The sequence below is a fragment of the Xylophilus sp. PBN-3R genome (assembly GCF_057747805.1).
On the sequence record NZ_CM173225.1, the window covers coordinates 3,714,655 to 3,740,364 of the forward strand.

Annotated in this window: 26 protein-coding genes, 1 tRNA gene and 1 pseudogene; 20 read left to right on the forward strand and 8 right to left on the reverse strand. The window is 66.0% G+C overall.

The window, feature by feature from the left end; all coding sequences use genetic code 11:
* Positions 1–138: 138 nt before the first annotated feature.
* Both AC3ANW_RS17685 and AC3ANW_RS17690 read left to right on the forward strand, forming a co-directional pair.
* A complete protein-coding gene (locus AC3ANW_RS17685; protein WP_488342156.1) occupies positions 139–804 on the forward strand; it encodes an RNA pyrophosphohydrolase in 666 nt (221 codons plus the stop codon).
* Positions 791–1,309 carry a CNP1-like family protein gene (locus AC3ANW_RS17690; protein ID WP_488342157.1) on the forward strand — a complete coding sequence of 173 codons (519 nt, stop codon included), beginning with the start codon at positions 791–793 and terminating at the stop codon, positions 1,307–1,309. The genes AC3ANW_RS17685 and AC3ANW_RS17690 overlap by 14 nt, the downstream gene beginning before the upstream one ends.
* Before the next feature lie 26 nt (positions 1,310–1,335).
* Here the strand turns inward: AC3ANW_RS17690 and proB are convergent, their stop codons facing one another.
* From proB to rplU, 4 genes are all read right to left on the reverse strand, one after another.
* Entirely contained in the window at positions 1,336–2,490 is a 1,155-nt protein-coding gene (gene proB, locus AC3ANW_RS17695) for a glutamate 5-kinase (RefSeq protein WP_488342158.1), read from the reverse strand.
* A 25-nt stretch (positions 2,491–2,515) separates the two neighbouring features.
* Positions 2,516–3,646, reverse strand: a complete 1,131-nt coding sequence (gene cgtA, locus AC3ANW_RS17700) for an Obg family GTPase CgtA (RefSeq protein WP_488342159.1) — start codon at positions 3,644–3,646, stop codon at positions 2,516–2,518.
* A gap of 103 nt (positions 3,647–3,749) precedes the next feature.
* On the reverse strand, positions 3,750–4,010 hold the full coding sequence (gene rpmA, locus AC3ANW_RS17705; RefSeq protein WP_488342160.1) for a 50S ribosomal protein L27: 261 nt from the start codon (positions 4,008–4,010) through the stop codon (positions 3,750–3,752).
* Positions 4,011–4,021: 11 nt separating this feature from the next.
* A complete protein-coding gene (rplU, locus tag AC3ANW_RS17710; protein WP_160551651.1) occupies positions 4,022–4,333 on the reverse strand; it encodes a 50S ribosomal protein L21 in 312 nt (103 codons plus the stop codon).
* A gap of 129 nt (positions 4,334–4,462) precedes the next feature.
* Between rplU and AC3ANW_RS17715 the strand changes: the two genes are divergently transcribed.
* From AC3ANW_RS17715 to panS, 3 genes are all read left to right on the forward strand, one after another.
* Positions 4,463–5,503, forward strand: a complete 1,041-nt coding sequence (locus AC3ANW_RS17715; protein WP_488342161.1) for a polyprenyl synthetase family protein — start codon at positions 4,463–4,465, stop codon at positions 5,501–5,503.
* Between the two features lie 69 nt (positions 5,504–5,572).
* Positions 5,573–5,649 (forward strand) — tRNA-Pro (locus AC3ANW_RS17720).
* Between the two features lie 85 nt (positions 5,650–5,734).
* Positions 5,735–6,646, forward strand: a complete 912-nt coding sequence (panS, locus tag AC3ANW_RS17725; protein WP_488342162.1) for a ketopantoate/pantoate/pantothenate transporter PanS — start codon at positions 5,735–5,737, stop codon at positions 6,644–6,646.
* Positions 6,647–6,688: 42 nt separating this feature from the next.
* Here the strand turns inward: panS and AC3ANW_RS17730 are convergent, their stop codons facing one another.
* The 3 genes from AC3ANW_RS17730 to AC3ANW_RS17740 are packed head-to-tail and all read right to left on the reverse strand — an operon-like array spanning position 6,689 to position 10,233.
* Complete coding sequence (locus tag AC3ANW_RS17730; protein WP_488342163.1) at positions 6,689–8,500, reverse strand: putative bifunctional diguanylate cyclase/phosphodiesterase; 1,812 nt, start codon at positions 8,498–8,500, stop codon at positions 6,689–6,691.
* A complete protein-coding gene (locus AC3ANW_RS17735) occupies positions 8,497–9,840 on the reverse strand; it encodes a sensor domain-containing diguanylate cyclase (protein WP_488342164.1) in 1,344 nt (447 codons plus the stop codon). Before AC3ANW_RS17735 ends, AC3ANW_RS17730 begins: the two co-directional genes overlap by 4 nt.
* A gap of 3 nt (positions 9,841–9,843) precedes the next feature.
* On the reverse strand, positions 9,844–10,233 hold the full coding sequence (locus AC3ANW_RS17740; protein ID WP_488342165.1) for a PAS domain-containing protein: 390 nt from the start codon (positions 10,231–10,233) through the stop codon (positions 9,844–9,846).
* Positions 10,234–10,489: 256 nt separating this feature from the next.
* Between AC3ANW_RS17740 and AC3ANW_RS17745 the strand changes: the two genes are divergently transcribed.
* From AC3ANW_RS17745 to AC3ANW_RS17805, 13 genes are all read left to right on the forward strand, one after another.
* The gene (locus tag AC3ANW_RS17745) at positions 10,490–11,689 is read left to right on the forward strand and encodes a CaiB/BaiF CoA transferase family protein (protein ID WP_488342166.1); all 1,200 of its coding nucleotides are present in this window, start codon (positions 10,490–10,492) and stop codon (positions 11,687–11,689) included.
* A gap of 38 nt (positions 11,690–11,727) precedes the next feature.
* Positions 11,728–12,759, forward strand: a complete 1,032-nt coding sequence (locus tag AC3ANW_RS17750; protein ID WP_488342167.1) for an AraC family transcriptional regulator — start codon at positions 11,728–11,730, stop codon at positions 12,757–12,759.
* Positions 12,760–12,875: 116 nt separating this feature from the next.
* The gene (locus AC3ANW_RS17755; protein ID WP_488342168.1) at positions 12,876–14,060 is read left to right on the forward strand and encodes a lipid-transfer protein; all 1,185 of its coding nucleotides are present in this window, start codon (positions 12,876–12,878) and stop codon (positions 14,058–14,060) included.
* 18 nt (positions 14,061–14,078) lie between these two features.
* A complete protein-coding gene (locus tag AC3ANW_RS17760; protein WP_488342169.1) occupies positions 14,079–14,522 on the forward strand; it encodes a MaoC family dehydratase N-terminal domain-containing protein in 444 nt (147 codons plus the stop codon).
* A 17-nt stretch (positions 14,523–14,539) separates the two neighbouring features.
* A complete protein-coding gene (locus AC3ANW_RS17765; RefSeq protein ID WP_488342170.1) occupies positions 14,540–14,959 on the forward strand; it encodes a MaoC family dehydratase in 420 nt (139 codons plus the stop codon).
* A 31-nt stretch (positions 14,960–14,990) separates the two neighbouring features.
* On the forward strand, positions 14,991–15,815 hold the full coding sequence (locus AC3ANW_RS17770) for an SDR family NAD(P)-dependent oxidoreductase (protein WP_488342171.1): 825 nt from the start codon (positions 14,991–14,993) through the stop codon (positions 15,813–15,815).
* Positions 15,812–17,008, forward strand: coding sequence for an acyl-CoA dehydrogenase family protein (locus AC3ANW_RS17775; protein WP_488342172.1), 1,197 nt, complete (start codon positions 15,812–15,814; stop codon positions 17,006–17,008). The genes AC3ANW_RS17770 and AC3ANW_RS17775 overlap by 4 nt, the downstream gene beginning before the upstream one ends.
* A 150-nt stretch (positions 17,009–17,158) precedes the next feature.
* The gene (locus AC3ANW_RS17780; RefSeq protein WP_488342173.1) at positions 17,159–18,847 is read left to right on the forward strand and encodes a long-chain-fatty-acid--CoA ligase; all 1,689 of its coding nucleotides are present in this window, start codon (positions 17,159–17,161) and stop codon (positions 18,845–18,847) included.
* Positions 18,848–18,869: 22 nt separating this feature from the next.
* Positions 18,870–20,426, forward strand: a complete 1,557-nt coding sequence (locus AC3ANW_RS17785; protein ID WP_488342174.1) for a class I adenylate-forming enzyme family protein — start codon at positions 18,870–18,872, stop codon at positions 20,424–20,426.
* Positions 20,423–21,226, forward strand: coding sequence for an SDR family oxidoreductase (locus tag AC3ANW_RS17790; protein ID WP_488342175.1), 804 nt, complete (start codon positions 20,423–20,425; stop codon positions 21,224–21,226). The genes AC3ANW_RS17785 and AC3ANW_RS17790 overlap by 4 nt, the downstream gene beginning before the upstream one ends.
* A gap of 18 nt (positions 21,227–21,244) precedes the next feature.
* On the forward strand, positions 21,245–22,048 hold the full coding sequence (locus tag AC3ANW_RS17795) for an enoyl-CoA hydratase/isomerase family protein (protein WP_488342176.1): 804 nt from the start codon (positions 21,245–21,247) through the stop codon (positions 22,046–22,048).
* A 74-nt stretch (positions 22,049–22,122) separates the two neighbouring features.
* Positions 22,123–23,028, forward strand: a complete 906-nt coding sequence (locus AC3ANW_RS17800; RefSeq protein WP_488345453.1) for an SDR family NAD(P)-dependent oxidoreductase — start codon at positions 22,123–22,125, stop codon at positions 23,026–23,028.
* Complete coding sequence (locus AC3ANW_RS17805) at positions 23,025–23,999, forward strand: NAD(P)H-dependent flavin oxidoreductase (RefSeq protein WP_488342177.1); 975 nt, start codon at positions 23,025–23,027, stop codon at positions 23,997–23,999. The genes AC3ANW_RS17800 and AC3ANW_RS17805 overlap by 4 nt, the downstream gene beginning before the upstream one ends.
* A 41-nt stretch (positions 24,000–24,040) precedes the next feature.
* Here the strand turns inward: AC3ANW_RS17805 and AC3ANW_RS17810 are convergent, their stop codons facing one another.
* Positions 24,041–25,045, reverse strand: a complete 1,005-nt coding sequence (locus AC3ANW_RS17810; RefSeq protein WP_488342178.1) for a Bug family tripartite tricarboxylate transporter substrate binding protein — start codon at positions 25,043–25,045, stop codon at positions 24,041–24,043.
* Between the two features lie 118 nt (positions 25,046–25,163).
* On the opposite strand from AC3ANW_RS17810, the pseudogene AC3ANW_RS17815 reads away from it, so the two are divergent.
* Positions 25,164–25,422 (forward strand): annotated as a pseudogene (locus AC3ANW_RS17815) (type II toxin-antitoxin system RelE/ParE family toxin).
* Positions 25,419–25,700, forward strand: coding sequence for a helix-turn-helix domain-containing protein (locus AC3ANW_RS17820; RefSeq protein ID WP_488342179.1), 282 nt, complete (start codon positions 25,419–25,421; stop codon positions 25,698–25,700). Before AC3ANW_RS17815 ends, AC3ANW_RS17820 begins: the two are co-directional and overlap by 4 nt.
* Positions 25,701–25,710: the final 10 nt, after the last annotated feature.

Sequence of the window (25,710 nt, forward strand, 5' to 3'; positions counted from 1 at the left end):
TGAAAGAAGCAGAAAAGCCCGGCTGGCCGAGGCCGTGCGACCGGCCTGCCACCAGCCTGGCGACTGAGTCCTTACCCGCTTATTCACGTGCGGAGGGCACGTGCATAATGGTCTCAGTTCAAAATTTGGGGTTTGATTATGCTTGACCGGGAAGGCTTCAGGCCCAACGTCGGCATCATCCTGCTCAACCAGCGCAACCAGGTTTTCTGGGGCAAACGCATCCGTACGCACAGTTGGCAATTCCCGCAAGGCGGCATCGATCGCGGCGAGACACCGGAGCAGGCCATGTTCCGTGAATTGCACGAGGAAGTCGGCTTGTTGCCAGAGCACGTACGTGTCGTTGCCCGCACCCGCGACTGGTTGCGCTATGAGGTGCCGGATCGATTCATACGCCGCGACGCACGCGGCCATTACAAGGGCCAGAAACAGATCTGGTACCTGCTGCAGTTGATGGGCCACGACTGGGACCTGAACCTGCGCGCAACCAACCATCCCGAGTTCGATGCCTGGCGATGGAACGACTACTGGGTGCCGCTCGACGTGGTGGTCGAGTTCAAGCGGGGCGTCTATGAAATGGCGCTCACCGAACTCGCTCGCTTCCTGCCCCGTCAAGACCCGCGCAATCGTTACCTGCGCAGCAGCATGCGTCCCGGCCGCGATGGCGAAGGCGTGCTCGGGCCGCACGGCTCGCCGGCCGGCGCATTCGAACTGCCACCTGGCGCCACCTTTGATCCGGACCCGGCCGGCAGCACCAATGTGCCGCCCACCGGCATCCTGATGGAACCTCCGCATGCTCCCCGCTAAATATCGCCGCATCGCCCTCGCGCTGTCGGTCGCCCTGGCCGCACCGGCCATGGCCGGCCTGCTCAGCAGCGCACCCGAGGGCGGTTATCCCGAAATCGAAACGCCGCCGCCCCCGGTATTCAGCATCGACAAGACGATCGAGATCCCGCAACGACCAGGCGGCAACATCCGGCTGGGAATCGATCCGGCCACCGTCACCGTCGAATCCGACGGTGTGGTGCGTTACGTCGCGGTTGCTCGAAGCACCAGCGGCGATGCGATCACCGCCTTCTACGAAGGCATCCGCTGCACCACGGCCGAAGTGAAGATGTATGCGCGGCATTTCGCCGACGGCGGCTGGCGGCCGGTGGCAGAGCCCAAGTGGCAGTCCTTGTACGACCCGGCTCCGCAGCGCACCTCGCTGGCCATTGCCAGGGCCGGCGTCTGCCAGGACGCCTCCAACGGCGGCAGCGCACGGCAGATCGTGCAGAACCTCCAGAACGACCTGCTGCGCTACCGGCCCTGAGAAACGACCGGCTGCTGACCGCCCGCTCAGCGAGTGGTCAGCACCAGGTTGTCGCGGTGGAGCATCTCGGGCTCGGCCGCATAACCCAGCAGGCCCTCGATGTCGGCCGATGCATGGCGGCACAAGAGGCGGGCCTCGGCGCTGGCGTAATTGGCCAGCCCGCGCGCAATCTCTACTCCGGCAGCATCGCGCACACCGATCACGTCGCCGCGCGAGAAATCACCTTCGACCGACACCATACCGATGGGCAGCAAACTGGCAGTGCCGGCGCTGACACGGGCGGCCGCTCCGTCATCCACCGAAACTGAACCGCGCATCTGCAGGTGATCGGCGATCCATTGCTTGCGCGCCTGTTGTTTGGGCGTCTGCGCCAGCAGGACGGTGCCGATGGACTCGCCCGACACCAGCCGCATCAATGCATCCGGCTCTCGCCCCCAGGCAATGACGGTCGAGGCACCCGAACCGGCCGCACGCCGTGCCGCCAGGATCTTGGTCAGCATACCGCCCCGCCCGATGGAACTGCCCGCGCCGCCTGCCATCGCCTCCAGCACCGGATCGCCGGCCCGGGCTTCGTGCACGAAGGTGGCTGCAGGGTCCTTGCGGGGATCGGCGGTGTACAGGCCCTTCTGGTCGGTCAGGATCACCAGCAGGTCGGCCTCGATCAGGTTGGCGACCAGCGCTCCCAGCGTGTCGTTGTCGCCGAACTTGATCTCGTCGTTGACCACCGTGTCGTTCTCGTTGATGACCGGCACGACGCCCAGCTTGAGCAGCGTCAGCAAGGTGGAACGGGCGTTCAGATAGCGTTCGCGATCGGCCAGGTCTGCATGTGTCAGCAGCACCTGGGCGCTGCCGATGCCGCTGGCGCGCAACTGGGTCTCGTACATCTGCGCCAAGCCCATCTGGCCGACCGCGGCCGCTGCCTGCAGTTCCTGGATGGCACTCGGACGGCTGGTCCAGCCCAGGCGTTTCATGCCTTCTGCAATGGCCCCGCTGGACACCATGACCAGCTCGCGTTTGCCACCGTCGGCCAGGCCGTTGACCAGGGCCGCCAGTTGCCTGCACCACTCGCCGATGGCCTCGGCGTCCAGACCGCGCCCTTCATTGGTCACCAGGCTGGAGCCGACCTTGACCACGATGCGGCGCGCGCCGCGGAGCATGTCGGCCGATGCCGTTGTTGTCATCGTTGTCATCGAAGGCGGCGTCGGGTCAGTCGTTGTCGGAGGTGGATTCGCTGTCGGTCCGGGCGGCCGGTGCTGCCGCTACCACGGGTGTCTCGCGGGCTTCGTCGAAACGCGGATCGACCTCTTCCGGGGGCAGCGCCGCCTTCTGGTCGGCCTGCACATGCTTGAAGATGGCGTGGATCAGCGGTTCACAACCTTCGCGGGTCAGCGCGGAAATCTCGAACACCGGGCCCTTCCACTTCAGTCGCTTGACGAAGTCCTTGACCAGCGCGGCGCGGTCGTCGTTGTCGACCATATCGAGCTTGTTCAGCACCAGCCAGCGCGGCTTGTCGAACAGCTTCTTGTCGTACTTCTTGAGTTCTCCGACGATGGCCTTGGCCTGCGCCACCGGATCCACAGCTTCGTCGAATGGCGCCATATCGATGACATGCAGCAAAAGACGGGTGCGCTGCAGATGTCGCAGAAATTGGTGACCCAGGCCGGCGCCTTCCGAAGCGCCTTCGATCAGGCCGGGAATGTCGGCGATCACGAAACTCTGCTCGGGCCCGACCCGCACCACTCCCAGGTTGGGGTGCAGTGTGGTGAAGGGATAGTCGGCGATCTTCGGGCGTGCGTTGGACACGGCCGTGATCAGCGTCGACTTGCCGGCGTTGGGCATGCCCAGCAGACCGACGTCAGCCAGCACCTTCAGCTCGAGCTTCAGGCTTTTGCGTTCACCGGGATAGCCCATCGTCTTCTGACGCGGCGCACGGTTGATGGCGCTCTTGAAACGCATGTTGCCGAAGCCGCCGTCGCCGCCGCGCGCCAGCGTAATGACTTCACCGGGCACCAGCATTTCATACAGCACGTCTCCGGTTTCGGAGTCACTGATGATGGTGCCGACCGGCAGTTTCAGGGTGATGTCTTCGCCTGCGGCACCGAACATGTCGGAACCCATGCCGTGCTGACCGCGCTTGGCATCGTGCCGGCGCGAAAACCGGAAATCGACCAGTGTGTTGAGGTTGACATCGGCCACCACGAACACGTGGCCGCCACGTCCGCCGTCACCGCCATTGGGACCGCCGAACTCCTTGTATTTTTCGTGCCGGAATGACACGCAGCCGTTACCGCCGTCGCCTGCTGCGACATCGATATAGGCTTCGTCGACGAATTTCATGGAGTTCTCCTGTCCCGAAGAGCAAGCGGCCCGGACATAAAAAAGGGCCAGAAAGCACGAAGCCCCGACCAGCGGGGCTTCGCAGGTAACGATCGACCGAGCCTTAGGCTGCGGGGGTCACGAAAACCGTTTGCTTGCTTGCCGCACCCTTGACGGCGAACGACACGTGGCCGTCGACCAGGGCGAAAAGCGTGTGATCCTTGCCCAGGCCGACATTGGTGCCGGCGTGGAAACGAGTACCACGTTGACGCACGATGATGGAACCAGCGGAGATCAACTCACCGCCGAAAGCCTTCACACCGAGCATTTTGGGCTTGGAATCGCGCCCGTTTCGCGTAGAGCCGCCGCCTTTTTTCTGTGCCATGACCCTGCTCCTTAACCGGCGATCGCGCCGATTTGCAGTTCGGTGAACTGCTGGCGATGGCCTTGACGTTTCTGGTAGTGCTTACGACGGCGCATCTTGAAGATGTGCACTTTGTCGTGCTTGCCATGCGACACGACGGTAGCCGTGACGGTGGCGCCGGACACCAGGGGCGCGCCGATCTTGATTTCAGCGCCGTTGCCGACTGCCAAAACCTGATCGATCACGATTTCCTGGCCTACGTCCGCAGCAATCTGTTCTACTTTAATTTTTTCGCCGGAAGCAACGCGATACTGCTTGCCGCCGGTTTTTATGACCGCGTACATACAAACCTCTTCATGTGAAGGTATCCGCGGACGAATTTCCGCAGAGCCCTCGATTGTAGCGCGCCCGGCGTGATCTGCCAAGCGTGCTTCCTGAAGGCCGGCTGAACAGTGTCGTTTTCCATTCCTATAATGCAACGCGCCTACCTTTTTGCGCAGCATTTCCCCACTTATTTCTTGACTGCCATCGCCACCCCCGCGGCCGCCGCGAAACCGGCCACAGCCCTCACCCTCATCGCCCATGACATGCGCGAGGTGGATGCCGTCATTGCCAGACGCCTGGACTCCGGCGTTCCGCTGGTAGGCGAAGTGGCCCGATACATCATCGCGGCCGGCGGCAAACGCCTTCGGCCCGCGCTGCTGCTGCTGATCTCCGGCGCACTCGAATCCCAGAACCCGCTGCGCCACACGCTGGCTGCGGTGGTCGAATTCATCCACACCGCCACGCTGCTGCATGACGACGTGGTCGACGAATCGACGCTCCGCCGAGGACGATCCACTGCCAACGAGGTGTTCGGCAATCCGGCCAGCGTGCTGGTGGGCGACTTTCTGTATTCGCGTTCCTTCCAGATGATGGTCGAGTCCGGAAACATGCGGGTGATGAGCATCCTGGCCGAAGCCACCAATGTCATTGCCGAAGGCGAAGTGCTGCAACTGATGAACATGCACGACGCCGGGCTGGACGAAGCCGGCTACCTGCGTGTGATCCGCTCCAAGACCGCGAAGCTCTTCGAAGCCAGCGCGCGGCTCGGCGCCATCGTCGCCGGTGCTTCGGCCGAAATGGAAGAAGCCTGTGCCACCTACGGCCAGGCCCTGGGTACCGCGTTCCAGGTGATCGATGATGTGCTCGACTACGACGGCGATGCCGGTGAAATGGGCAAGAACCTCGGCGACGACCTGCGCGAAGGCAAGGCCACCCTGCCGCTGATCATCGCCATGCGCCGCGGCAGCGCCGAGCAGGCCGGCCTGATCCGCGCCGCCATCGAGGAAGGCGAAGGCGACCTGAACGCCATCGTCGGCATCGTGCGCGAAACCGGAGCGCTCGAAGCGACCCGTGAAGCCGCGGCTGGCGAAGCGCAAAGGGCCATCGATGCGCTGGCGCCGCTTCCCGAGAATTCGCACTCGAAAGCTCTGCTAGAATTAGCGGCTCAGCTGTTGACACGCCGTTCGTAAGTTCAGAGAACAAACGTAAGCGGCAAGAAAACGGTTGATCGATGCGCCTGCCACCGCCGCAGGCTTCATCGGGGTGTAGCTTAGCCTGGTAGAGCGCTACGTTCGGGACGTAGAGGCCGGAGGTTCGAATCCTCTCACCCCGACCAGATTCTCCTTGCCTTCAAGGACCGACAAAGCCCCACTTGCTGGGGCTTTGTCGTTTTCCAAACCCGTTTACCCGCAGCCAGCAGCATGTCCCTCTTTACCCGCCTCTTTCCCCTGTGGGCCGCGCTCGCCGCCGCCCTGGCCTATGTTTCCCCCACTTCCTTCGTCGGCCTGCTGCCCTATGTCACCTGGCTGCTGATGCTGGTCATGCTGGGCATGGGAGCCACCCTCACCTTCGCAGACTTCCGACGTGTGCTGGTGCAGCCAGGTCCGGTGATCGCGGGTGTGGCGATCCATTACCTCGTCATGCCGCTGGCGGCATTTTTGCTGGCCCGCCTGTTCGACATGCCGCCCGAACTGACGGCCGGCATGATCTTGGTCGGCAGCGTAGCCAGCGGAACAGCCTCGACGCTGATGGTCTACATCTCCCGCGGCGACGTGGCGCTGTCGGTGACCATCGGCGCGATGTCCACCCTGGTGGGCGTGGTGGCCACGCCCCTGCTCACCCGCCTCTACGTCAACGCTGCCGTGGCGGTCGACGTGGCCGGACTGCTGCTGGCCATCCTGAAGATCGTGGTGGTGCCGGTGCTGCTGGGCCTGTTGCTGAATCACTTCGCACGGCCCATGGTGCGGGCGACCGAAAAGGCGCTGCCGGTGGTTTCGGTCGCCGCCATCCTGGCGATCATCGCGGCGGTCGTGGCGGGCAGCCACGCCAGCATCGCGAAGGTCGGCCCGACGCTCTTCATCGCTGTCGTCCTGCACAACGGCCTGGGCCTGCTGGGGGGATATTGGGGCGGCCGCCTGCTGAAGTTCGACGAGTCGGTTTGCCGCACGCTGGCACTGGAGGTCGGCATGCAGAACTCAGGCCTCGCAGCTGCGTTGGGAAACCTGTATTTCTCGCCGCTGGCAGCCCTGCCGGGCGCGGTCTTCTCGGTCTGGCACAACATCTCCGGCTCCTTGCTCGCCGGACTGTGGGCCCGCCGCAAGCCAAGGGACTGAAGAACAGCGGTGTGCCGGGCAGTCGGCAAACCACCGCGTGCCTCAGTCGACTCCGGGCGGCGGCGACTGCAGCCACGGCACCAGTTCCTGATGCGCAAGCGGCTTGCAGAAGTAATAACCCTGGCCTTTCCGGCAACCAAGCTCTCGCAACAGCGCAGCCTGCCCGGCGGTTTCTATTCCCTCGGCGACCGTGTTCATGCCAAGGCTTTTTGCAACCCGGATGGTGGCCTCGATCAGCACCCTGTGATGCGCGCTGCTGACGGCCTCGCTGACAAAAGAGCGGTCGATCTTGACGGTGCTCACCGGCAGTTGATGCAGGCTCGAGAGCGACGAATAACCCGTGCCGAAATCGTCCAGCGCCAGTGTCAGCCCCAGCGCCTGCAAGGCTCGCAATTCGGCCTGCACCGCCTCGTCCTGCGCGGCCAGGCTTTCGGTGATTTCCAGTTGGAGATGATCAGGCGGCAAGCCGCTCGACTTCAGAACGTCTGCGACGACCCGGGCGAAACCGGGCTCGATCAGTTGTCCCCGTGAAAGATTGACAGCCAGCAGGCGAGGTGCGTTGCGGCCCAATGTCGCCCGCCATTGCACGAACTGCCGGCAGGCGGTCCGCAGCACGAACTCGCCTATTTCGCCGATCAGACCGCATTCTTCCGCTACGCCGATGAAGTCCACGGGCGCGATGAGACCTCGCTCCGGATGGCGCCAACGCACCAGCGCCTCGACCCCAGCGGCATGCGGCGGCGCGCCGTTTTCCGGGCTCTCCTGCTGGAGATCGACCACCGGCTGGTACACCACGAACAACTCGCCGCGCAAAAGCGCCTGACGCAATTCGATCTCGACCACTCCACGGCGCAGCGCCCGTTCGTGCATCGCCGGCTCGAACACCAGGTACCGTGCCCCGCCCGCCCGTTTGGCTTCACGCATGGCGATGCTGGCATCCTGAAGCACCGCGTCGGCGTCCTGGGTCATGTGTTCATGCAGCACCAATCCCATGCTGATGCCGATATGCAGCCGGTGAGCCTGGACACGGTAGGGTTTGCTCAACACGGCCAGCAGGCGCTGGGCAATACGGTGCGCATCATCGGGCGAGCGCGCATCGCCGATGACGACGACGAACTCGTCGCCACCAATCCGGCCGGCGATGTCCGGCGCCGATCTGCTGCCGGAGTCGGTCGACGAAATTTCGCCACGACTTTCCTGGCGCAAGGTCGAACGGAGCCGCTCGGCCACCAGGCTGAGCACTTCATCCCCGGCGCCGTGCCCGAGCGAATCGTTGATTTGCTTGAACCGGTCGCAGTTGATGAACAACACGGCGATGTGGGCCGCACCACCAGCCGCCTGGCGCCGCATCGCGGCATTGACGATGTCCCACACAGCCGCACGGTTTGGCATCTGCGTGAGCACGTCCACCCGGGCCGCCGCCCGCAGACGGAGTGCCAGGCCGGTCTGTTCACGCTCTACCTCCTGGGTGGCGTCACTGACCATGGCCATCAGTCGATGCGCGTCCAGCTTCAGCACGCTGAGCGACAGGGTCTGCGTCGACGGACTGCCGGCCCGCATATGCTGGACCGAGAGCCGCACACCTTCCAGGATCGATCCGCTTTCGTCGGCGAACTCCGCGATCTTTTGCGGCAGCCAGGGAGCGACGTCCTTCAACGCTGAGAACAGGTTGTCCAGATTGCCGTCGGCTGAAAGCGGCATCAGCAGCGTGGCCGACTTGGGATTGGCCAGTTCGATAGTGCCGTCCATCGCCGCCTGCAACAAGCCGATCGGGGCCCGATACATGAACTGGATCAGGGCTTCATAGGCCCTGCCGGAGTCCACCGGATTCTGTGCTTCGACGACGTCGGTCATACCGGCTTCCACGACGCGGTCCGATTACGCCCGGCCGCTTTCGCCGCATACAGGGCGGTGTCCGCACGTTTCATCAGGCCGTGGAGATCGGACCCGCTGCTGACCACCGTGGCGATGCCCACGCTGATGGAGTAGCGGATCCTGGCCTCGCCGACGTCGACCTGCTGCGCATCGGCCAGCAGCCGCAGACGTTCTGCGCCGAGAAGCGCCTGCTCCTCGTCGGTGGAAGGCATGAGAACCGCGAATTCCTCCCCTCCGATACGGGCGACGACATCGACTTCACGGAAGCAGGAGGCCAGCAGCCTGGCGAATTCACGCAACACCGAATCGCCGGCAGCATGGCCGTACCGGTCATTGACGGACTTGAAGTGGTCCAGGTCCACCATCAGCAGCGACAACTTCCGGGCATGGCGCAGACCACGGGTGAATTCGAGTTCGCCGGCCTCGAAGAAGGTACGCCGGTTGGCGATGCCGGTCAGGTGATCGCACGAGATGATGCGGCGCTGGGCCTCGCTGGCTTCACGTTTTTCGGTGATGTCCCGGATGACCAGGCTGTAGGCCTTGCTGCCCGGCTGGTTGAAGGGCGGGAGCGCTGCCATGAACCGTTCGAGGTCGGGCGGGCCGATAGGCGGCGCGCGCAACGGAACGATCATCGCGCTGCCCCAGAACCTGCCGCCGTCGGCTTTGCGCTGCCATCCCTCGTCCAGGCTCCAGCCGCTCTGGTCTGCCTCGCGCAGCCGGTCGGTGATCCTTTCCGGGGTGATGGAGTCCTCGGGGTAGAAGATCGACATCGACTGCCCGACCACGTCCGGACGTCCGAAACCGGTGATGCGGCCGATGCTCGGATTCCATTCGTCGATGCAGCCTTCGGCATCCAGCCGGGCCAGCGCGTAGTCGGTGACCCCCATCATGATGGCGTTCAGCCAGGCTTCGTTCTGGCGCAGAAGGCGCTCCTGGGCGACCTGCTGGGTGATGTCGGTCAGCACCGCCATCAGCCGTTCCTCGTCGAGCTTGAGGACGCTCAGGGACAACATGGCCGGCTGGGACCTGGCATGAAGCGACGACCCCAGCGGGACCCGGATGCCGTCGCAGACCATGCCGTAGGCGGCATCGAAGTTCTGCACCAGATGCTGCAGGTCGGGAACCACGCCTTCGAGAGCGGCAAAGAGATTGGTCAGGTTGCCGTCGCTCGAGAGCGGCATCAGCAGTTGCGCCGACAACGGATTGATCATGGCGATTTCGCCCTGCAGGTCTGCCTGCACCAGACCCACCGGCGCGATGTACAGAAACTGCACCAGTGCTTCGTATTCCTGCGAAAGGTCCAGGCCCGAGTCGCTCATTGGCTACCGCCGACTCACGAGCACGTATCGCAGTTCTTCTCCGGGTACGGCCACCAGCCGCAGCCGCACCTTGCTGGGACGCATGCGCAGGGTGAAGACGTAATCGAGCTCGGCATCCAGGACTTCGCCGGCTGCTGCTGCGTCCTCGAACCGCTGCGCAACCATGAAGTTGTTCATGCACTGGGCGACCGTGCTGAACAGCGGCGCCCCGACGACACGTTCCGGCGAAAGGCCGGCCATTTTTGCCTCGAACGCGTTGTAGATGCGAACGATGGTCTGGTCGTCGAAACCTATGACGCCGAACTCGAGTGCATCGAATTCCTCAGTGCTGCATTGCTTGAGCCTGACGCCGATGTCGGGATGATGGAAGTCGATTGGGGACTGGGAGCTCATGTTTAGCCAGTTCTTGATGTGCACGCGACTGGGAGGACTTGTTTGCCCAGCGTACTTGCAAAAATTCGTATTGTTTGTAGGAAATTTCTATTACACGCCATCGTAGTTTTGAAACACCATGTCGCCCGAAAATTCTCCCGACCGCCTGCCGGCCAGGTGGTCCTGATCGTTTCGGCCAATGCAGCCCAGGCAATCCGCCATGGCCGTGCGGTCCGTCGCTGCCTAGACTGGTCCGACAACCGCAAACGATCCGACCATGGCCCTCGAAACCGCTCAGTCTCCCGCCCCGCATTCTTCTGCCGAAACCCGTGCTCCCCTGACCGGCGTACGGGTGCTCGACCTCACCCGCCTGCTGCCCGGGCCGGTGTGCACGCTGCATCTGGCCGACCTGGGCGCGGACGTGGTCAAGATCGAGGACATGGGTGCCGGCGACTACGCGTCGCCCGCCTTGCGCGCACTGGTCCACCGCAACAAACGCGCGTTGCGGCTCGACCTGAAACAGTCCGAAGGCGTGGCTGCGCTGAAGGCCCTGGCGGCCACCGCCGACGTGCTGGTCGAAAGCTTCAGGCCCGGCGTGATGGATCGCCTGGGCGTGGGTTACGAAACCCTGGCCGCACTCAACCCGCGCCTGGTTTTCTGCAGCATCACCGGCTACGGCCAGACCGGCCCGATGCGCGACCATCCCGGCCACGATCTCAACTATTGCGCGCTGGCCGGCATCACCGACCAGATGGGCCGCAACGGCGACACACCCGCGCTGCCCAATCTGCCGGTGGCCGACCTGATGGGCGGTTCGCTGACCTCGGTGATGGGCATTCTGGCGGCGCTGTTCGACGCCGTCCGCACCGGCAGGGGCCGGCATGTCGACATCGCCATGGCCGACAGCGCACTGGCCCATTCGCTGGTGCCGATGGTCAGCCTGGCGCTGCACGGCAGGACCCGGCCGGCGGGACGCGACAAGCTTTCCGGAGGCCTGCCCTGCTACAGCCTGTACCGCGCGGCGGACAACCGGTTTCTGGCGGTGGCCGCCTACGAGGCCAAGTTCTGGGAACGTTTCTGCGAAATCATCGGCCGCAATGACCTGAAGCCGCACCACCACCCGGCCGACCGGGCGACCAGCGACCGGGTACGGGCCGATGTAGCAGCGCTGATCGGAGCGCATCCCATTGCGCACTGGCAACAGGTGTTCGCCGACGGCGACTGCTGCGTCAACGCGGTGCTGCAGCCGGCCGAATCATTGGCCGACCCGCATTTCGAGGCACGCGGCATGGTTGTGCCCGCAAACGCCAACGGCGGTGCCGTGGCGCTGGGCTGCCCGGTGAAGATGACCGGCTACCGGTTCGCCGTGCATCGCCTGGCGCCCACCCCCGGCCAGCACAGCGACGAAATCATGGCAGAGGCCGGCTATACCACCCAGCTGCGCGACGACATGCGGAACAAGGGCGCGCTGGGGTAAAAACAAGGCCCTCCCAAGTGCCGCGCCGCCGCCGATCCTTGACTGCCTCCAGCTTCACCCACCAGACCATCGCCATCCAGCAGGTCGAACAGATCCTGCTGGGCGCCCGCGCCCGTGGCGCCGACATGCCGGCCCTGCTGCGGCGCGCCGGCATACCCGCCAGCCTGTTCGACTCACCGCTGGCCCGGGTGACCCAGGCGCAATACCTGGCGCTGATCTTCGCCCTGCGCCACACCCTGCGCGACGAGCTGTGGGGCCTGTGCAGCCGGCCCCTGCCGCCGGGCAGTTTCGCCTTCGGCTGCCAGCCGCTCATCAGCTGCCGCACGTTGGGCGACGCCCTGCGCCAGGGGCTGCGTCATTACCGCCTGCTGCTGTCCGACTTCGTGCCCCGGCTGCAGGTGCGCGGTGGCATCGCGGCGGTGCACCTGCAGCCGCGGGTGGACAACACCGCCGCCCTGGCATTCGCCCAGCGGGCGTTTTCCTTCTTCGCCTACGGCCTGGCTTCGTGGCTGGTGGCACGCCGGGTGCCGCTGCTGTCGGTGGACTATCCGCAGACCTACACCGGCACCGGAATCAGCAGCGATGCGGTCACCCTTTTCGGCGCGCCGGTGCATTACTCGGATGCCTGCACCGGCTGGAGTTTCGAGGCGCGCTGGCTCGACCTGCCGGTGGTGCAGACCGACCAGAGCCTGCGTGAATTCATGCGCCAGGCCCCGGCCAGCCTGCTCGTGAAATACCGCGACCAGAGCAGCGTGACCGAACGCATCCGCCGCATCCTGCGCCGGCACCTGAGCGACGAACTGCCCTCGCTCGAACACATCGGCCAGCAGCTGGCCATGACCCCGCAGACCCTGCGCCGCCGCCTGCGCGAAGAGGGCCAGGGTTTCCGCGGCATCAAGGACGACCTGCGCCGCGATGCGGCCATCGAATACCTGGCGCAACCCGAACTGACGCTGCCAGAGATCGCTGCGCAGCTGGGGTTTTCGGAGGCCAGCACCTTCCACCGTGCCTTCAAGCACTGGACCGGTCTGGCACCGGGCGAATACCGCCAGACCCACCTGCGGAACTGAGCGTACGCAGCCGGAGGGCTGGCAGTTTTCGCCAAGCAAGTTGATCGCCCGCGCCATTGGCCGGGCCGGCGCGGCGAAGCATCCTCGGGACATCAGATAACCGAGGAGACAAACCCGTGAAACGCACCGTTTACGTCGCCGGCGTCGGCATGATTCCGTTCGCCAAACCCGGCAAGAGCGAGGCCTACAACCTGATGGGCGAAAAGGCCGCGCGGCTGGCCCTCGACGACGCCCGCGTTCCTTATTCCGAAGTGCAGCAGGCCTATGTGAGTTATGTCTACGGCGACTCCACCGCCGGCCAGGCGGCCATCTACGGCGTGGGTCTCACCGGCATCCCCGTCTTCAACCTCAACAACAACTGCTCCAGCGGCTCCAGCGCGCTGTTCCTGGCGCGCCAGGCGGTCGAAAGCGGCATGGTCGAATGCGCCATTGCACTGGGCTTCGAACAGATGGTGCCGGGCGCATTGAAGGGCGCCTATGACGACCGGCCGTCGCCCATGCAGCGCTTCGCCGACGCCATGATCGACATCCAGGGTTTCGACCCGGCCAAGCCCCGCGCGGCCCAGTTGTTCGGCGGCGCCGGCCGCGACTACATGAAGCAGTACGGCATCCGGCCCGACACCTTCGGCCGCATCTCGGTCAAGGCACGCCAGCATGCGGCGCGCAACCCGAACGCCGTCTTCCGCGACACGGTGACGCTCGACGAGGTGATGGCCTCGCCGTCGGTCTTCGATCCGCTGACCCGCCTCCAATGCTGCCCGCCGACCTGCGGCGCCGCCGCTGCCATCCTGTGTTCCGAAGACTTCGCCCGCCGCCACGGGCTGGACACCCGTGTCTTCATCGCCGCCCAGGCCATGACCACCGACACGCCGTCCACTTTCGACAGCGGCGACATGCGCAAGGTGGTCGGCTACGACATGACCCGCGCCGCCGCGCAGCAGGTGTATGAATCCGCCGGCATCGGCCCGGAAGACATCGACGTGGTCGAACTGCACGACTGCTTCACCGCCAACGAACTCATCACCTACGAAGGCCTGGGCCTGACACCCGAGGGCACCGCCGAGAAATTCATCATCGAAGGCGACAACACCTACGGCGGCCGGGTGGTCACCAATCCTTCCGGCGGCCTGTTGTCCAAGGGACATCCGCTGGGCGCGACCGGCCTGGCACAGTGCGCCGAACTCACCTGGCAGCTGCGGGGACAGGCCGACCAGCGGCAGGTCGAAGGCGCGCGGCTGGCGCTGCAACACAACCTGGGACTGGGCGGCGCCTGTGTGGTGACGCTCTACCAGGCCGCCTGATCGATCCGGAGACTGCACATGATCGACCGCCAATACATCGGCCACAGCCTTGCGCCCTTCAGCGTGCAGGTCGAAGCCGGCCGCCTGCGTTTCTTCGCCAAGGCGATCGGCCAGACCGACCCGGTCTATTCCGATGAAACCGCCGCCCGCGCCGCCGGCTACCCCGGCCTGCCGGTGCCGCCCACCTTCCTGTTCTGCCTGGAGATGGAAGGCCCCAACCCGGCCGAAATCCGCGAGCTGCTGGGCCTGGACTACCGCCGGCTGCTGCACGGCGAGCAGTCCTTCACCTACCACGCGCCGGCCCATGCCGGCGACACCTTGCGTTTCCAGCAGCGCATCGAGGACATCTACGACAAGAAGGGCGGTGCGCTGGAGTTCGTGGTGCGCCTGACCACCGTCGACAACCAGCACGGGAAACGGGTCGCCGAAATGCGCTCGGTCACCGTGCAGCGCAACCCGTGATGGAAAGGACCACCGCCATGAATATTCCCGACTACGACACGCTGCAGCCCGGCGACGTGCTGCCCGGCTTCGAGACCGAAGCGCTGTCGCGCCTGACCCTGGCGCTCTACTGCGGCGCGTCCGGCGACCACAACCCGATCCACGTCGACAGCGACTTCGCACACTCCGCGGGCCAGGCCGACGTGTTCGCCCACGGCATGTTGTCGATGGCCTGGCTGGGCCGGCTGCTGACCAACTGGGTGCCGCAGCAGGCGCTGCGTGAATTCGGGGTGCGTTTCGTCGCCGTCACCCAGGTGCACGACCGCATCAGTTGCACCGGCACCGTCGTCGAAAAGTTCGAAGCCGACGGCGAACGGCGGGTCCGGCTGTCGCTTCAGACTCAGGACCAGAACGGCCAGGTCAAGCTGACCGGCGACGCCGTCGTCGCCCTGGCCTGAAGCATCCATAAAAATCTCGGAGACAAGACACATGAAGAAGCTGCAGGACAAGGTCGCCCTGGTATCGGGCTCGGGGCGTGGCATCGGCCGCGAGATTGCATTGAAGCTAGCCAGCGAAGGCGCGAAGGTGGTCGTCAACGACCTGGACGAAACGCCCGCGCAGGCCGTGGTCGCGGAGATCCAGGCGGCCGGCGGGCAGGCCGTGGCCTGCATCGGCAGCGTCACCCAGAAGGACTTCGCCCAGCGTTTCGTCGACACCGCCATCGGTGAATTCAAGGGCCTGGACATCATCGTCAACAACGCCGGTTTCACCTGGGACAACGTCATCCAGAAAATGAGCGACGAGCAGTGGGAAGACATCCTCGCGGTGCATCTCACCGCGCCCTTCCGCATCCTGCGGGCGGCGGCCGACTTCATCCGCGACAGCGCCAAGAAGGAAGCCGAAGCCGGTTTGCCGGTGTTCCGCAAGGTGGTCAACATCTCGTCCACCTCGGGTGTCTACGGCAACGCCGGCCAGGCCAATTACGCGGCCGCCAAGGCTGGCATCAACGGGCTGACCAAGGCCATGGCCAAGGAATGGGGGCGCTACAAGGTCAACGTCAACAGCGTGGCCTTCGGGCTGATCATGACCCGGCTGACCGAGGCCGATGCGCAGGCCGACGCCAGCATCGACATCGAGGGCCGGCGCATCAAGGTGGGTGTCAATCCGCAGATCCTGAAGAACGCCGAAACCCTGATCCCGCTCGGCCGCGGCGGCACACCCGAAGAAGCGGCCGGCGCGGTCTACATGTTCTGCATTCCGGAGTCCAACTACGTCAGCGGCCAGGTGCTGGTGTGCGGCGGAGGCCGGCCATGAACGCCGCCGTGCCATCGCCTTCCGTGCCCACCAGCCTGGCCTCGCCGTCGCGGCCCTGGATGGACCCCGAACTGCAGATGCTGCGCGACAGCGCCCGCCGTTTCTTCGAGACCGAATGTGTGCCGCACCAGGAAACCTGGGCCGCGCAGAAACACGTGGACCGGGAGATCTGGCGGCGCGCCGGCCAGCTCGGCCTGCTGTGCGCCGGCATTCCCGAAAACTACGGCGGCGGCGGCGGCACCGTGCTGCACGAAGCGGTCATCTGCGAAGAACAGTCGCGTGCGCTTGTCAACAGCTTCAGCATCAACGTGCACAGCGGCATCGTCGCCCACTACCTGCTGGCCTATGGCAGCGAGGAACAGAAGCAGCGCTGGCTGCCGCTCATGGCCAGCGGCGAGATGGTCGCGGCAATCGCCATGACCGAACCCGGCGCCGGCACCGACCTGCAGCGCATCAAGACCAGCGCGGTGCTGGAAGGCGACCACTACCGCATCAACGGCGCCAAGACCTTCATCACCAACGGTTTCCATGCAGACCTGGTGTGCGTGGCGGTCAAGACCGACCCGGCAGCGGGCGCGAAGGGCGTGTCGCTGCTGATGGTCGAGACCGCCGGACTGCAGGGTTTCCGCCGCGGCCGGCTGCTCGACAAGATCGGCCAGCGCGGGCAGGACACGGTGGAGCTTTTCTTCGACGACATGCGGGTGCCGGTGGCCAACCTGCTGGGCGGCGAGGAAGGCAGGGGCTTCGCCCAGCTGATGCAGCAACTGCCGCGCGAACGGCTGCTGCTGTCCATCGGTTCGGCCGCCACCATGCAGCGCGCTGTCGACGAGACCCTGGCCTACGTGCGCGACCGGCAGATCTTCGGCGACTCGCTGCTGAAGCTGCAGAACACCCGTTTCAAGCTGGCCGAATGCCAGACCCACGCCAGCATCGCCCGAGCCTTCATCGACGACTGCATCGCCCGGCTCGCGCGCGGCGAATTCGACATTCCGACGGCCGCCATGGCCAAGTGGTGGATCACCGAAACCACCTGCAAGGTGATCGACGAATGCCTGCAGCTGCATGGCGGCTACGGCTACATGAACGAATACCCCATCGCCCGCATGTTCGCCGACGCCCGGGTGGGCCGCATCTACGGCGGCGCCAACGAGGTGATGAAGGAGATCGTCGCCCGCGCGATGGAGCGCGAGTGAACCGCTGAAGGCTTCTGCCCGGCCGAAGCCTCGCTTCGGCAAATAGGCATGGCGGCGCCACGCTGCCCTGCCTAGCATCGAAGGCAAAGACAGGGGCCGCTCCGGACCCACCATAAAAACGCGTCGAGACAACGCATCGGGATTCCGCCAATGACCGACAAAGACACCGCTCCGGCAGAGCCACTCGAGCCATGGGCCGCCACCTGGCCGCGCGGCCTGCCGCGCCGGCTGCACCAGCCGCAGGTGACGCTGGGCCACTACCTGACGGTGGCCGCGCAGCGTTATCCCGACAAGCCGGCCATTCTCTTCTGCGGCGGTGTCACCACCTTCGCGTCGCTGCGCGCCCAGGCCGACGCACTGGCCGGCCACCTGCAGCACCGGGCCGGCGTCAACCCGGGCGACAGGGTGCTGCTGCTCAGCCAGAACTGCCCGCAGTTCAGCGTCGCCTTCTACGCCATCCTGCGCTGCGGCGCGGTGGTGGTGCCGGTCAACGCCATGTCGACCGCCGCCGAGACGGCGCATTACCTGGAAGACAGCGGGGCCGCTGTCGCCCTGGTGGCACAGGAGCTTCTGCCCGCCGTGCGAGGCGCGCTGGACGACGGCCGGCTGCGCCATGCCGTGCTGCACTGCTATGCCGATGCGGCCGATGAAAATGCCGACCCGCCCCTGCCGCCGCACCTGGCCATGCCGCAGGTGCCGGCCGAACATCCGGCCACCGTCAACTGGTGCGACGCGCTGGCCGGCGACCACCGCCCGCGGCCCGACACATCCAAGCCCGACGACCTCTGCGTGCTGCCCTACACCTCCGGCACCACCGGACGTCCCAAGGGCTGCAGGCACACGCACCGCACATTGCTGGCGTCCACCATCGGCGCCAGCCTGTGGCGCGGCCTGCATGCCGAATCGGTGGTGATGGGCGTGGCCCCGCTCTTCCACCTGCTGGGCATGCAGAACGCGATGCTGATGCCGATGTCGGCCGGCGCCACCGTGGTCATGCTGCCGCGCTGGGATGCCGGTGCCGCCGCCCGGCTGATCGAGCGCCACCGGGTGACCACCTGGGCCGCCCCGCCGGCCATGCTCAACGATTTCTTCGCGCACCCCGAAGCGCAGGCCCGCGACCTGTCCAGCCTCGCCGTGCTGAATGGCGGCGGCGCCGCCATGCCGGAGTCGGTGGCGGCCATGCTGCAGCAGCGTTTCGGTCTGCACTACGTCGAGGGTTACGGGCTGACCGAGACCGCATCCTTCCTGCACTGCAACCCGCCCGGCCGGGGCAAGAGGCAATGCCTGGGCATACCGGCATTCGGCGTGCATTCCCGCATCGTCGATCCCGAGACGCTGGCCGACATGCCGCAGGGCGAAACCGGCGAACTGGTCACCTCGGCGCCGCAGGTGATGCTCGGCTACTGGCATGACGAAAAGGCCGACCGCGGCAGTTTCTTCGAGCGCGACGGCCGCCGTTACTTTCGCACCGGCGACCTGGCCTTCATGGACGCGGACGGCTATTTCTTCATGCGCGACCGGCTCAAACGCATGATCAACGTCAGCGGTTTCAAGGTCTGGCCGGCCGAGGTCGAAAGCCTGCTCTACGAACACCCGGCGATCCACGAAGCCTGCGTGATCGCGGTGCCCGACGCGCGCCAGGGCGAGTCGGTCAAGGCGGTCGTGGTGCTGCGGCCGGCCGCCCTGCTGGACGCCGAGACGCTGGGCCTGTGGTGCCGCGAGCGGCTGTCGGCCTACAAGGTGCCGCGCCACATCCAGTTCCGTACCGCATTGCCCAAGTCGGGCACCGGAAAGATCCTGTGGCGCGCCCTGCAGGAAGAACCCGGCCCCAACCCATAAGAAGAACCGGAGACACACCGCCATGCATCTCACCCAAGGACTGCAAAGGTCGCTGCAGCGCCATCCCGACAAGGCGGCGCTCTGCCATGTCGGCGCCGACACCACCCACCGCTGGACCTTCGCCCAGATGCTCGACCAGGTCGCCCGTCGTGCCGCCGCACTGCACGGCTGGGGCATCAGGCCCGGCGACCGGGTCGCGCTGGTATCGCCCAACGACGACAAGCTGGTCATCAACCTGCTGGCCTGCTGGTGGATGGGCGCGGTGGCCTGCCCGCTCAACCTGCGCTGGAGCGTGCCGGAACTCGACCACGCACTGACCGACTGCGGCGCGGCGCTGCTGCTGGCCGATGCCGCCAGCGCACCGGCCGTGGCCGGCATCGGCACCCCGGTGACGGTGATGGACAACCCGCAACTGGCCGCCCGTGCAGCCGCGCTGCAGCCGATGGAAGACAGCCGCACCGGCGGCGACGCACTGGCCGCCATCCTCTACACCGGCGGCACCACCGGGCGGTCGAAGGGGGTGATGCTGACCCACGCCAACTTCTGGACCGCCTGCATGACACGCGGTGCCGAATTGAACAACTCGCCCGACAGCGTGTCGCTGCTGGTCGCACCGCTGTTCCATGTGGCGGGGCTGGGCCGGCTGATCGGCCAGAGCATCATCGGCGGCAGTTGCGTCACCCTGCCGCAGTTCCGGCCCGATGCGGTGCTGGACGCCATCGAAAGCCTGGGCATCAGCGACATCATCGTGGTGCCGACCATGCTGCAGGCGCTGCTCGACGCCCCCGGCTTTTCGCCGGCCCGGGTGCAGAGCCTGGACCGCATCGCCTTCGGTGCCGCGCCCATGCCGGCCGACCTGCTGCAACGGGCGCTGGCCACCTGGCCCGATGCGGAGTTCTTCCAGGCCTACGGCATGACCGAGACCGCCGGCGCGGTTTGCATCGACATACCGTCGCGCAGGCGCGGTTCGGCCGAGACGATGGGCACGGTGGGACGCGCCGGGCTGGGGTCCGAGATACGCATCGTGGACGTGGCCGGTGTCGAATGCCCGCGCGGCGAATCCGGCGAGATCGTGGTGCGCGGACCGATGGTCACCCAGGGCTACTGGAACCTGCCCGCCGTCAGCGCCCAGGCGCTGCGCGACGGCTGGCTGCACACCGGCGACGGCGGCCGCATGGACGCCCAGGGCTACCTTTATCTCACCGACCGGCTCAAGGACATGATCATCAGCGGCGGCGAGAACGTTTATTCGGCCGAGGTCGAAAACGCACTGCGCGGCCATCCGGCGGTATCGGAGGCGGCGGTCATCGGCGTGCCGCACGAACGCTGGGGCGAGGCAGTGCATGCGGTGGTGGTGGTGCGGCGTGACAGCTTGCGAGCGGACAGCAGCGAAGACACCGACGCCCTGGCCGAGCAGCTGACGGCCTGGTGCCGCACCCGGCTGGCCGGCTACAAATGCCCGCGCAGCTTCCACTTCACCGACACCCTGCCGCTGTCCGCGGCCGGCAAGGTGTTGAAGACCACCTTGCGCGCAGCCCACCGTTCACCCTCTCCGGCTGCCACCGGCACAACCCCATGACCGAGACATCTCCCTTCGACTTCAGCGGCCGCCATGTCTTCGTGGCCGGTGGCAGCAGCGGCATCAACCTGGCCATCGCCGAGGCGTTCGCGCAACGCGGCGCCATGCTCTCCATCGCCAGCCGGTCGATGGATCGGGTGCAGGGCGCGGTCGCCCGGTTACGGGCCCATGGCAACGACGTCGAAGGCTACAGCGCCGATGTGCGTGAGTACGAGGCCATCGAGGGCGCGCTGTCGCAGGCGCACGGGCGTTTCGGTGCCATCGAGGTGCTGGTTTCCGGCGCGGCCGGCAACTTCGTCGCGCCGGCCCTGGGCATGTCGAGCAAGGGTTTCCGCACCGTGGTCGACATCGACCTGGTGGGCGGTTTCAACGTGCTGCGCGCGGCCCATGCTTTTTTGAGGAAACCGGGCGCATCGGTCATCAACATTTCCGCTCCGCAGGCCTTCAACCCGACTGCCTACCAGGCCCATGTGTGTGCCGCCAAGGCCGGGCTGGACATGATGGTGCGGGTGCTGGCGATGGAATGGGGGGCGGACGGAGTTCGCGTCAATTCCATAGTGCCCGGCCCCATCGGCGACACCGAGGGCGTGCGCCGGCTGGCACCCGGCGACGACGCCATGGCGGCCATGGCCGCCAGCGTTCCGCTGGGCCGGATGGGCCGCACGTCGGAAGTGGCCGACATGGCGCTGGTGTTGGCATCGCCGATGGCCTCGTTCGTCACCGGCGCGGTGATTCCGGTCGACGGCGGCAGCTCTTTGCCCGGCGGCCGCGACCTGAGCGCGGCCCTCAAGAAAAACTGATCCAAAGGAGACAAGGACATGACCACCAACCCGTTGGCAGCGGCCGCAGCACTGCTCGAATTCAAGGTGGCCGACCAGGTCGCCACGCTCACCATCGACGACCCGCAGACCCGCAACGCCATCGGCCCGCCGGTGCGTGAACTGATGGCCGATGCAGTCCGGAAAATCGAGGACGACCGCAGCATCCGCGCAGTGATCATCACCGGCGCGGGGGGCCATTTCTCGTCTGGAGGCGACCTGCGCAACATTGCCACGGTCGGCCTGGACAACGAAGGCTGGACCGACCGGCTGCACGACCTGCACCGCTGGCTGCGGGCCCTCATCACACTCGACCGGCCGGTCATCGCGGCGGTGGACGGCGCGGCCTACGGCGCCGGCATGGGCCTGGCGCTGTGCGCCGACTACATCATCGGCACGCCGCGCCTGCGCATGAGCGTTTCTTTCCTGAAGATCGGCCTGGTGCCCGACTTCGGCATCTTCTACACCCTGCCCCGCATCGTGGGCACCCAGCGCGCCAAGGAGCTGATGCTGTCCGCCCGGGAGGTCCGGGCCGACGAAGCGCTGCGGCTGGGCATCGTGTCCGAACTGCAGCCGCCCGAACAGCTGATGGCCAGGGCCCGCGCGGTGGCGCAGAGTTTCGTCGACACCTCGCCGGTGGCGGTGAGCATGATCAAACGCGCCATGGCCGCCGACGACGACCTGACCACCCGGCTGGAACTGGAAGCGGTGTCTCAGGCAGTCGCCATGGGCACCCGGCAGCACAAGGACGCGGTGGCCGATTTCCTGGCCAAGCGCCCGACCCGTTTCGTGTGGCCCGCCTGAAGCCGGTCGCACATCCGTCTCGAATCACACATCGCGCAGAACAGAAGGAGCAGAAAAACATGAGTACATCCCCCATGCTGGAAGGCAAGGTCATCGTGGTGACCGGCGCGGGCGGCGGCATAGGCCGCGACATCGCGCTGGCCATGGCCAGGGCCGGCGCCAAGGTGGTGGTCAACGACATCGGCGCATCGCTGTCCGGCGAAGGCGCCGATGCCGGGCCGGCGCAGAAGGTGGTCGACGAGATCCGCGCCGCCGGCGGCGAGGCCGCGGCCAACACCGACAGCGTGTCCGACGCCGCGGCGGCCGGCCGCATCGTCGGCACCGCGCTCGACGCTTTCGGCCGCATCGACGGCGTGGTCAACAACGCCGGAATCCTGCGCGACCGCTTCTTCCACAAGATGAGCGAGGACGAGTTCGATTCGGTCATCAAGGTGCACCTGTACGGCAGCTACCACGTCAGCCGCGCCGCCGCGCCGCATTTCAAGGAACAGGAATCGGGCATGTACATCCACATGACCTCCACATCCGGCCTGATCGGCAATTTCGGCCAGGCCAACTACTCGGCCGCCAAGCTGGGGCTGGTGGCGCTGTCGAAGTCTATCGCGCTCGACATGCAGAAGTTCAACGTGCGTTCGAACTGCATCGCGCCTTTCGCCTGGAGCCGCATGATCGGCTCCATCCCGGCCGAGACCGATGCCGAAAAGGCCCGGGTCGAACGCATCAAGCAGATGACCCCCGCCAAGATCGCACCGCTGGCGGTGTGCCTGGCCAGCGATGCCGCGGCGGACACCAACGGCCAGGTCTTTGCCGTGCGCAACAACGAGATCTTCCTCATCAGCCAGCCGCGCCCGGTGCGGTCGGTGCACCGTTCCGAAGGCTGGACACCCGAGGCGGTGCTGAGCCACGCGCTGCCGGCGCTGAAGGCGCAGTTCCATCCGCTGGACCGGTCGAGCGACGTGTTCAGCTGGGATCCGATATGAGCTGTCCCGAATTTCTGCGCAAGCTGCGCCTGCCGGTGATCGCGTCGCCGCTGTTCATCATCAGCGTGCCGGCGCTGGTCATCGCCCAGTGCAAGGCCGGCATCGTCGGCTCCATGCCGGCGCTGAATGCGCGGCCGGCCGAACTGCTGGACGACTGGCTGGCCGAGATCACCGAGGCGCTGGCGGCGCATGACCGGGCGCATCCGGACCGTCCCGCGGCGCCCTTCGCCATCAACCAGATCGTGCACAAGACCAACGACCGGCTGGATGCCGATCTGGCGGTCTGCGAACGCTACAAGGTGCCGCTGATCATCACCTCGCTGGGCGCCCGGCCCGAAGTCAACCAGGCGGTGCACGGCTGGGGCGGAATCGTGATGCACGACGTCATCAACGACCGGTTCGCCCACAAGGCGATCGAGAAGGGCGCGGACGGACTGGTAGCGGTAGCGGCTGGTGCGGGCGGCCACGCGGGAGTGAAGAGCCCGTTCGCGCTGGTGCAGGAAATCCGCAGCTGGTTCGACGGCCCGCTGGCGCTGTCGGGCTCCATCGCCAACGGTGCGGCCATCCTGGCGGCGCAGGCGATGGGGGCCGACTTCGCCTATATCGGCTCGGCCTTCATCGCCACCGAAGAGGCCCGCGCCGACGAACGCTACAAAAAGATGATCGTGGACAGCGACAGCGACGACATCGTCTATTCGAACCTGTTCACAGGGGTGCACGGCAACTACCTCAAGCCGTCCATCTCGGCGGCCGGCATGGACCCGGACGCACTGCCCGACAGCGATCCGTCGGCCATGAACTTCGGCAGCAGCCGCAAGCCGTGGAAGGACATCTGGGGTTGCGGCCAGGGCATCGCCGCCGTCGGCGCGGTGGAGCCTGTGGCGCAGCGGGTGCTGCGGATGGAGGCGCAGTACCGGGCTGCACGGGCGCGCCTCCTGGGGCCGGTGGAGGCGCTCGCCGAAGCGGCCTGATGCTGAAGAAGAGGCCGCCCGGCAGCAGCCTCCCCCGTCCGCTATTCGAGGCGGATATTGGTGTCCTTGATGATCTTGCTGTAGACAGCAAGATCGTCACGGACCATCTTCGCAAAGCGTTCGGTCGGCATGCCGCCGGGTGTCATGCCTTGCCCTTCGATCTTCTCGATCACGTCGGGCAGCTTCAGGATGCGGTTGCTTTCATCGGCGAACTTCTTCGCGATGGGCGCCGGCACGCCGGCCGGCATGAACAGCGCGAACCAGCCCACCGGTTCGAAGGACTGGTAGCCCAGTTCGGCGAAGGTGGGCACGTCGGGCACGACCTTGTTGCGCTGCACACCCGTCACCGCCAGGCCCCGGAAGGCATCCAGGTGCGGGCGGATGGTCGACATGTCGATGAAGGCACAGGTGAGCTGGCCGCCGCGCAGGTCCTGCAGCAGCGGTGCGGCGCCCTTGTAAGGCACGTGGATCAGGTCGGTGCCGGCCTGCAGGTTGAGCAGCGAACCCTGGATATGCGACGAGGTGCCGATGCCGTACGAGCCGAAATTGTGTTTGCGCGGCTGCGACTTCACCATGGAAATGAACTCGGCCAGGCTCTTGACCGGCGACGACCTGGGCACCACCAGGATGGAGTTGGTGCTGGCCACCTGCGCCAGCGGCTGCAGGTCGCGGTTGACGTCGTAGGGCAGCTTCATCAGCGCCGGCACCTGCACGATGGCGGTGATGGCGAGCAGCACGGTGTAGCCGTCGGCCGGCGCCTTGGCCACCATGTCGTTGCCGATGGTGCCGGATGCGCCTGGCCGGTTGTCGACGATCACCGTCTGTCCCCAGGCTTCCTGCAGTTTGGTAGCCATCATGCGGGCCAGGTTGTCGGTGCCGCCACCGGGTGGGTACGGCACCACCATGCGGATGGGCTGGCTCGGGTAGGTGGCTGCGTTGGCATTGGCGGCATTACCGCCCTGGGCCCAGGCACCGCCGGCCGCACCCAGCCCGAGCGCGGATACGCCCGCCACGAAGCGGCGGCGCCGCATGTCGCTTGAGTTCATCTGTCTTGTCTCCTTCGTTTTTGGCAGTGTGGGACGAGCTCGGCGTGCGACCAATGGCCGGTACGTTTGCGGCCATTGGCAGAAAGTGACAGATGGGGAAAGTGCCTAGAGCGGCTCTATCGATGACCTCCGCGCCGTCCCACTCGCGGCCAAGCGCGAGGCGGGCCATCAGCTCGATCAGGTGCAGAACGGCCAGGAACCGGATGACTGGAAGCCCCGAATACCGTGGGGAAAGGAGTGAAGGAAATTCGAATACGGGATGCGGCCGGGGCATTTCGGCTTATCTAGCCCTTTACGTATCTCGGAAGACCAGCAGGACGGATCTGGACTTGGCCACAAAACGTTATCGTGACTTACTCAAGGAGCTGGACTCATGAACAAGCAACGCTTTGCCAGCGTCTGCGATGCCATCGAGGACACCCCGGAAGAAGCGGAAAACATGAAGCTGCGATCTGTCTTGCTGACAGCGCCGAAGAAACGCCTTGCGCGAACCGACATGAGCCAGGCGCAGGCCGCCAAGCCGCTGGGTGTGACTCAGCCTCGCGTGTCGGATCTGATGCGAGGCAAGATCGAATTGTTCGGCCTTGATGCATTGGTGAACATGGCCACGGCTGCCGGGCTTCATATCGAAATGCGGGTGCTGGAAGCCGCTTGAACCATTCGGA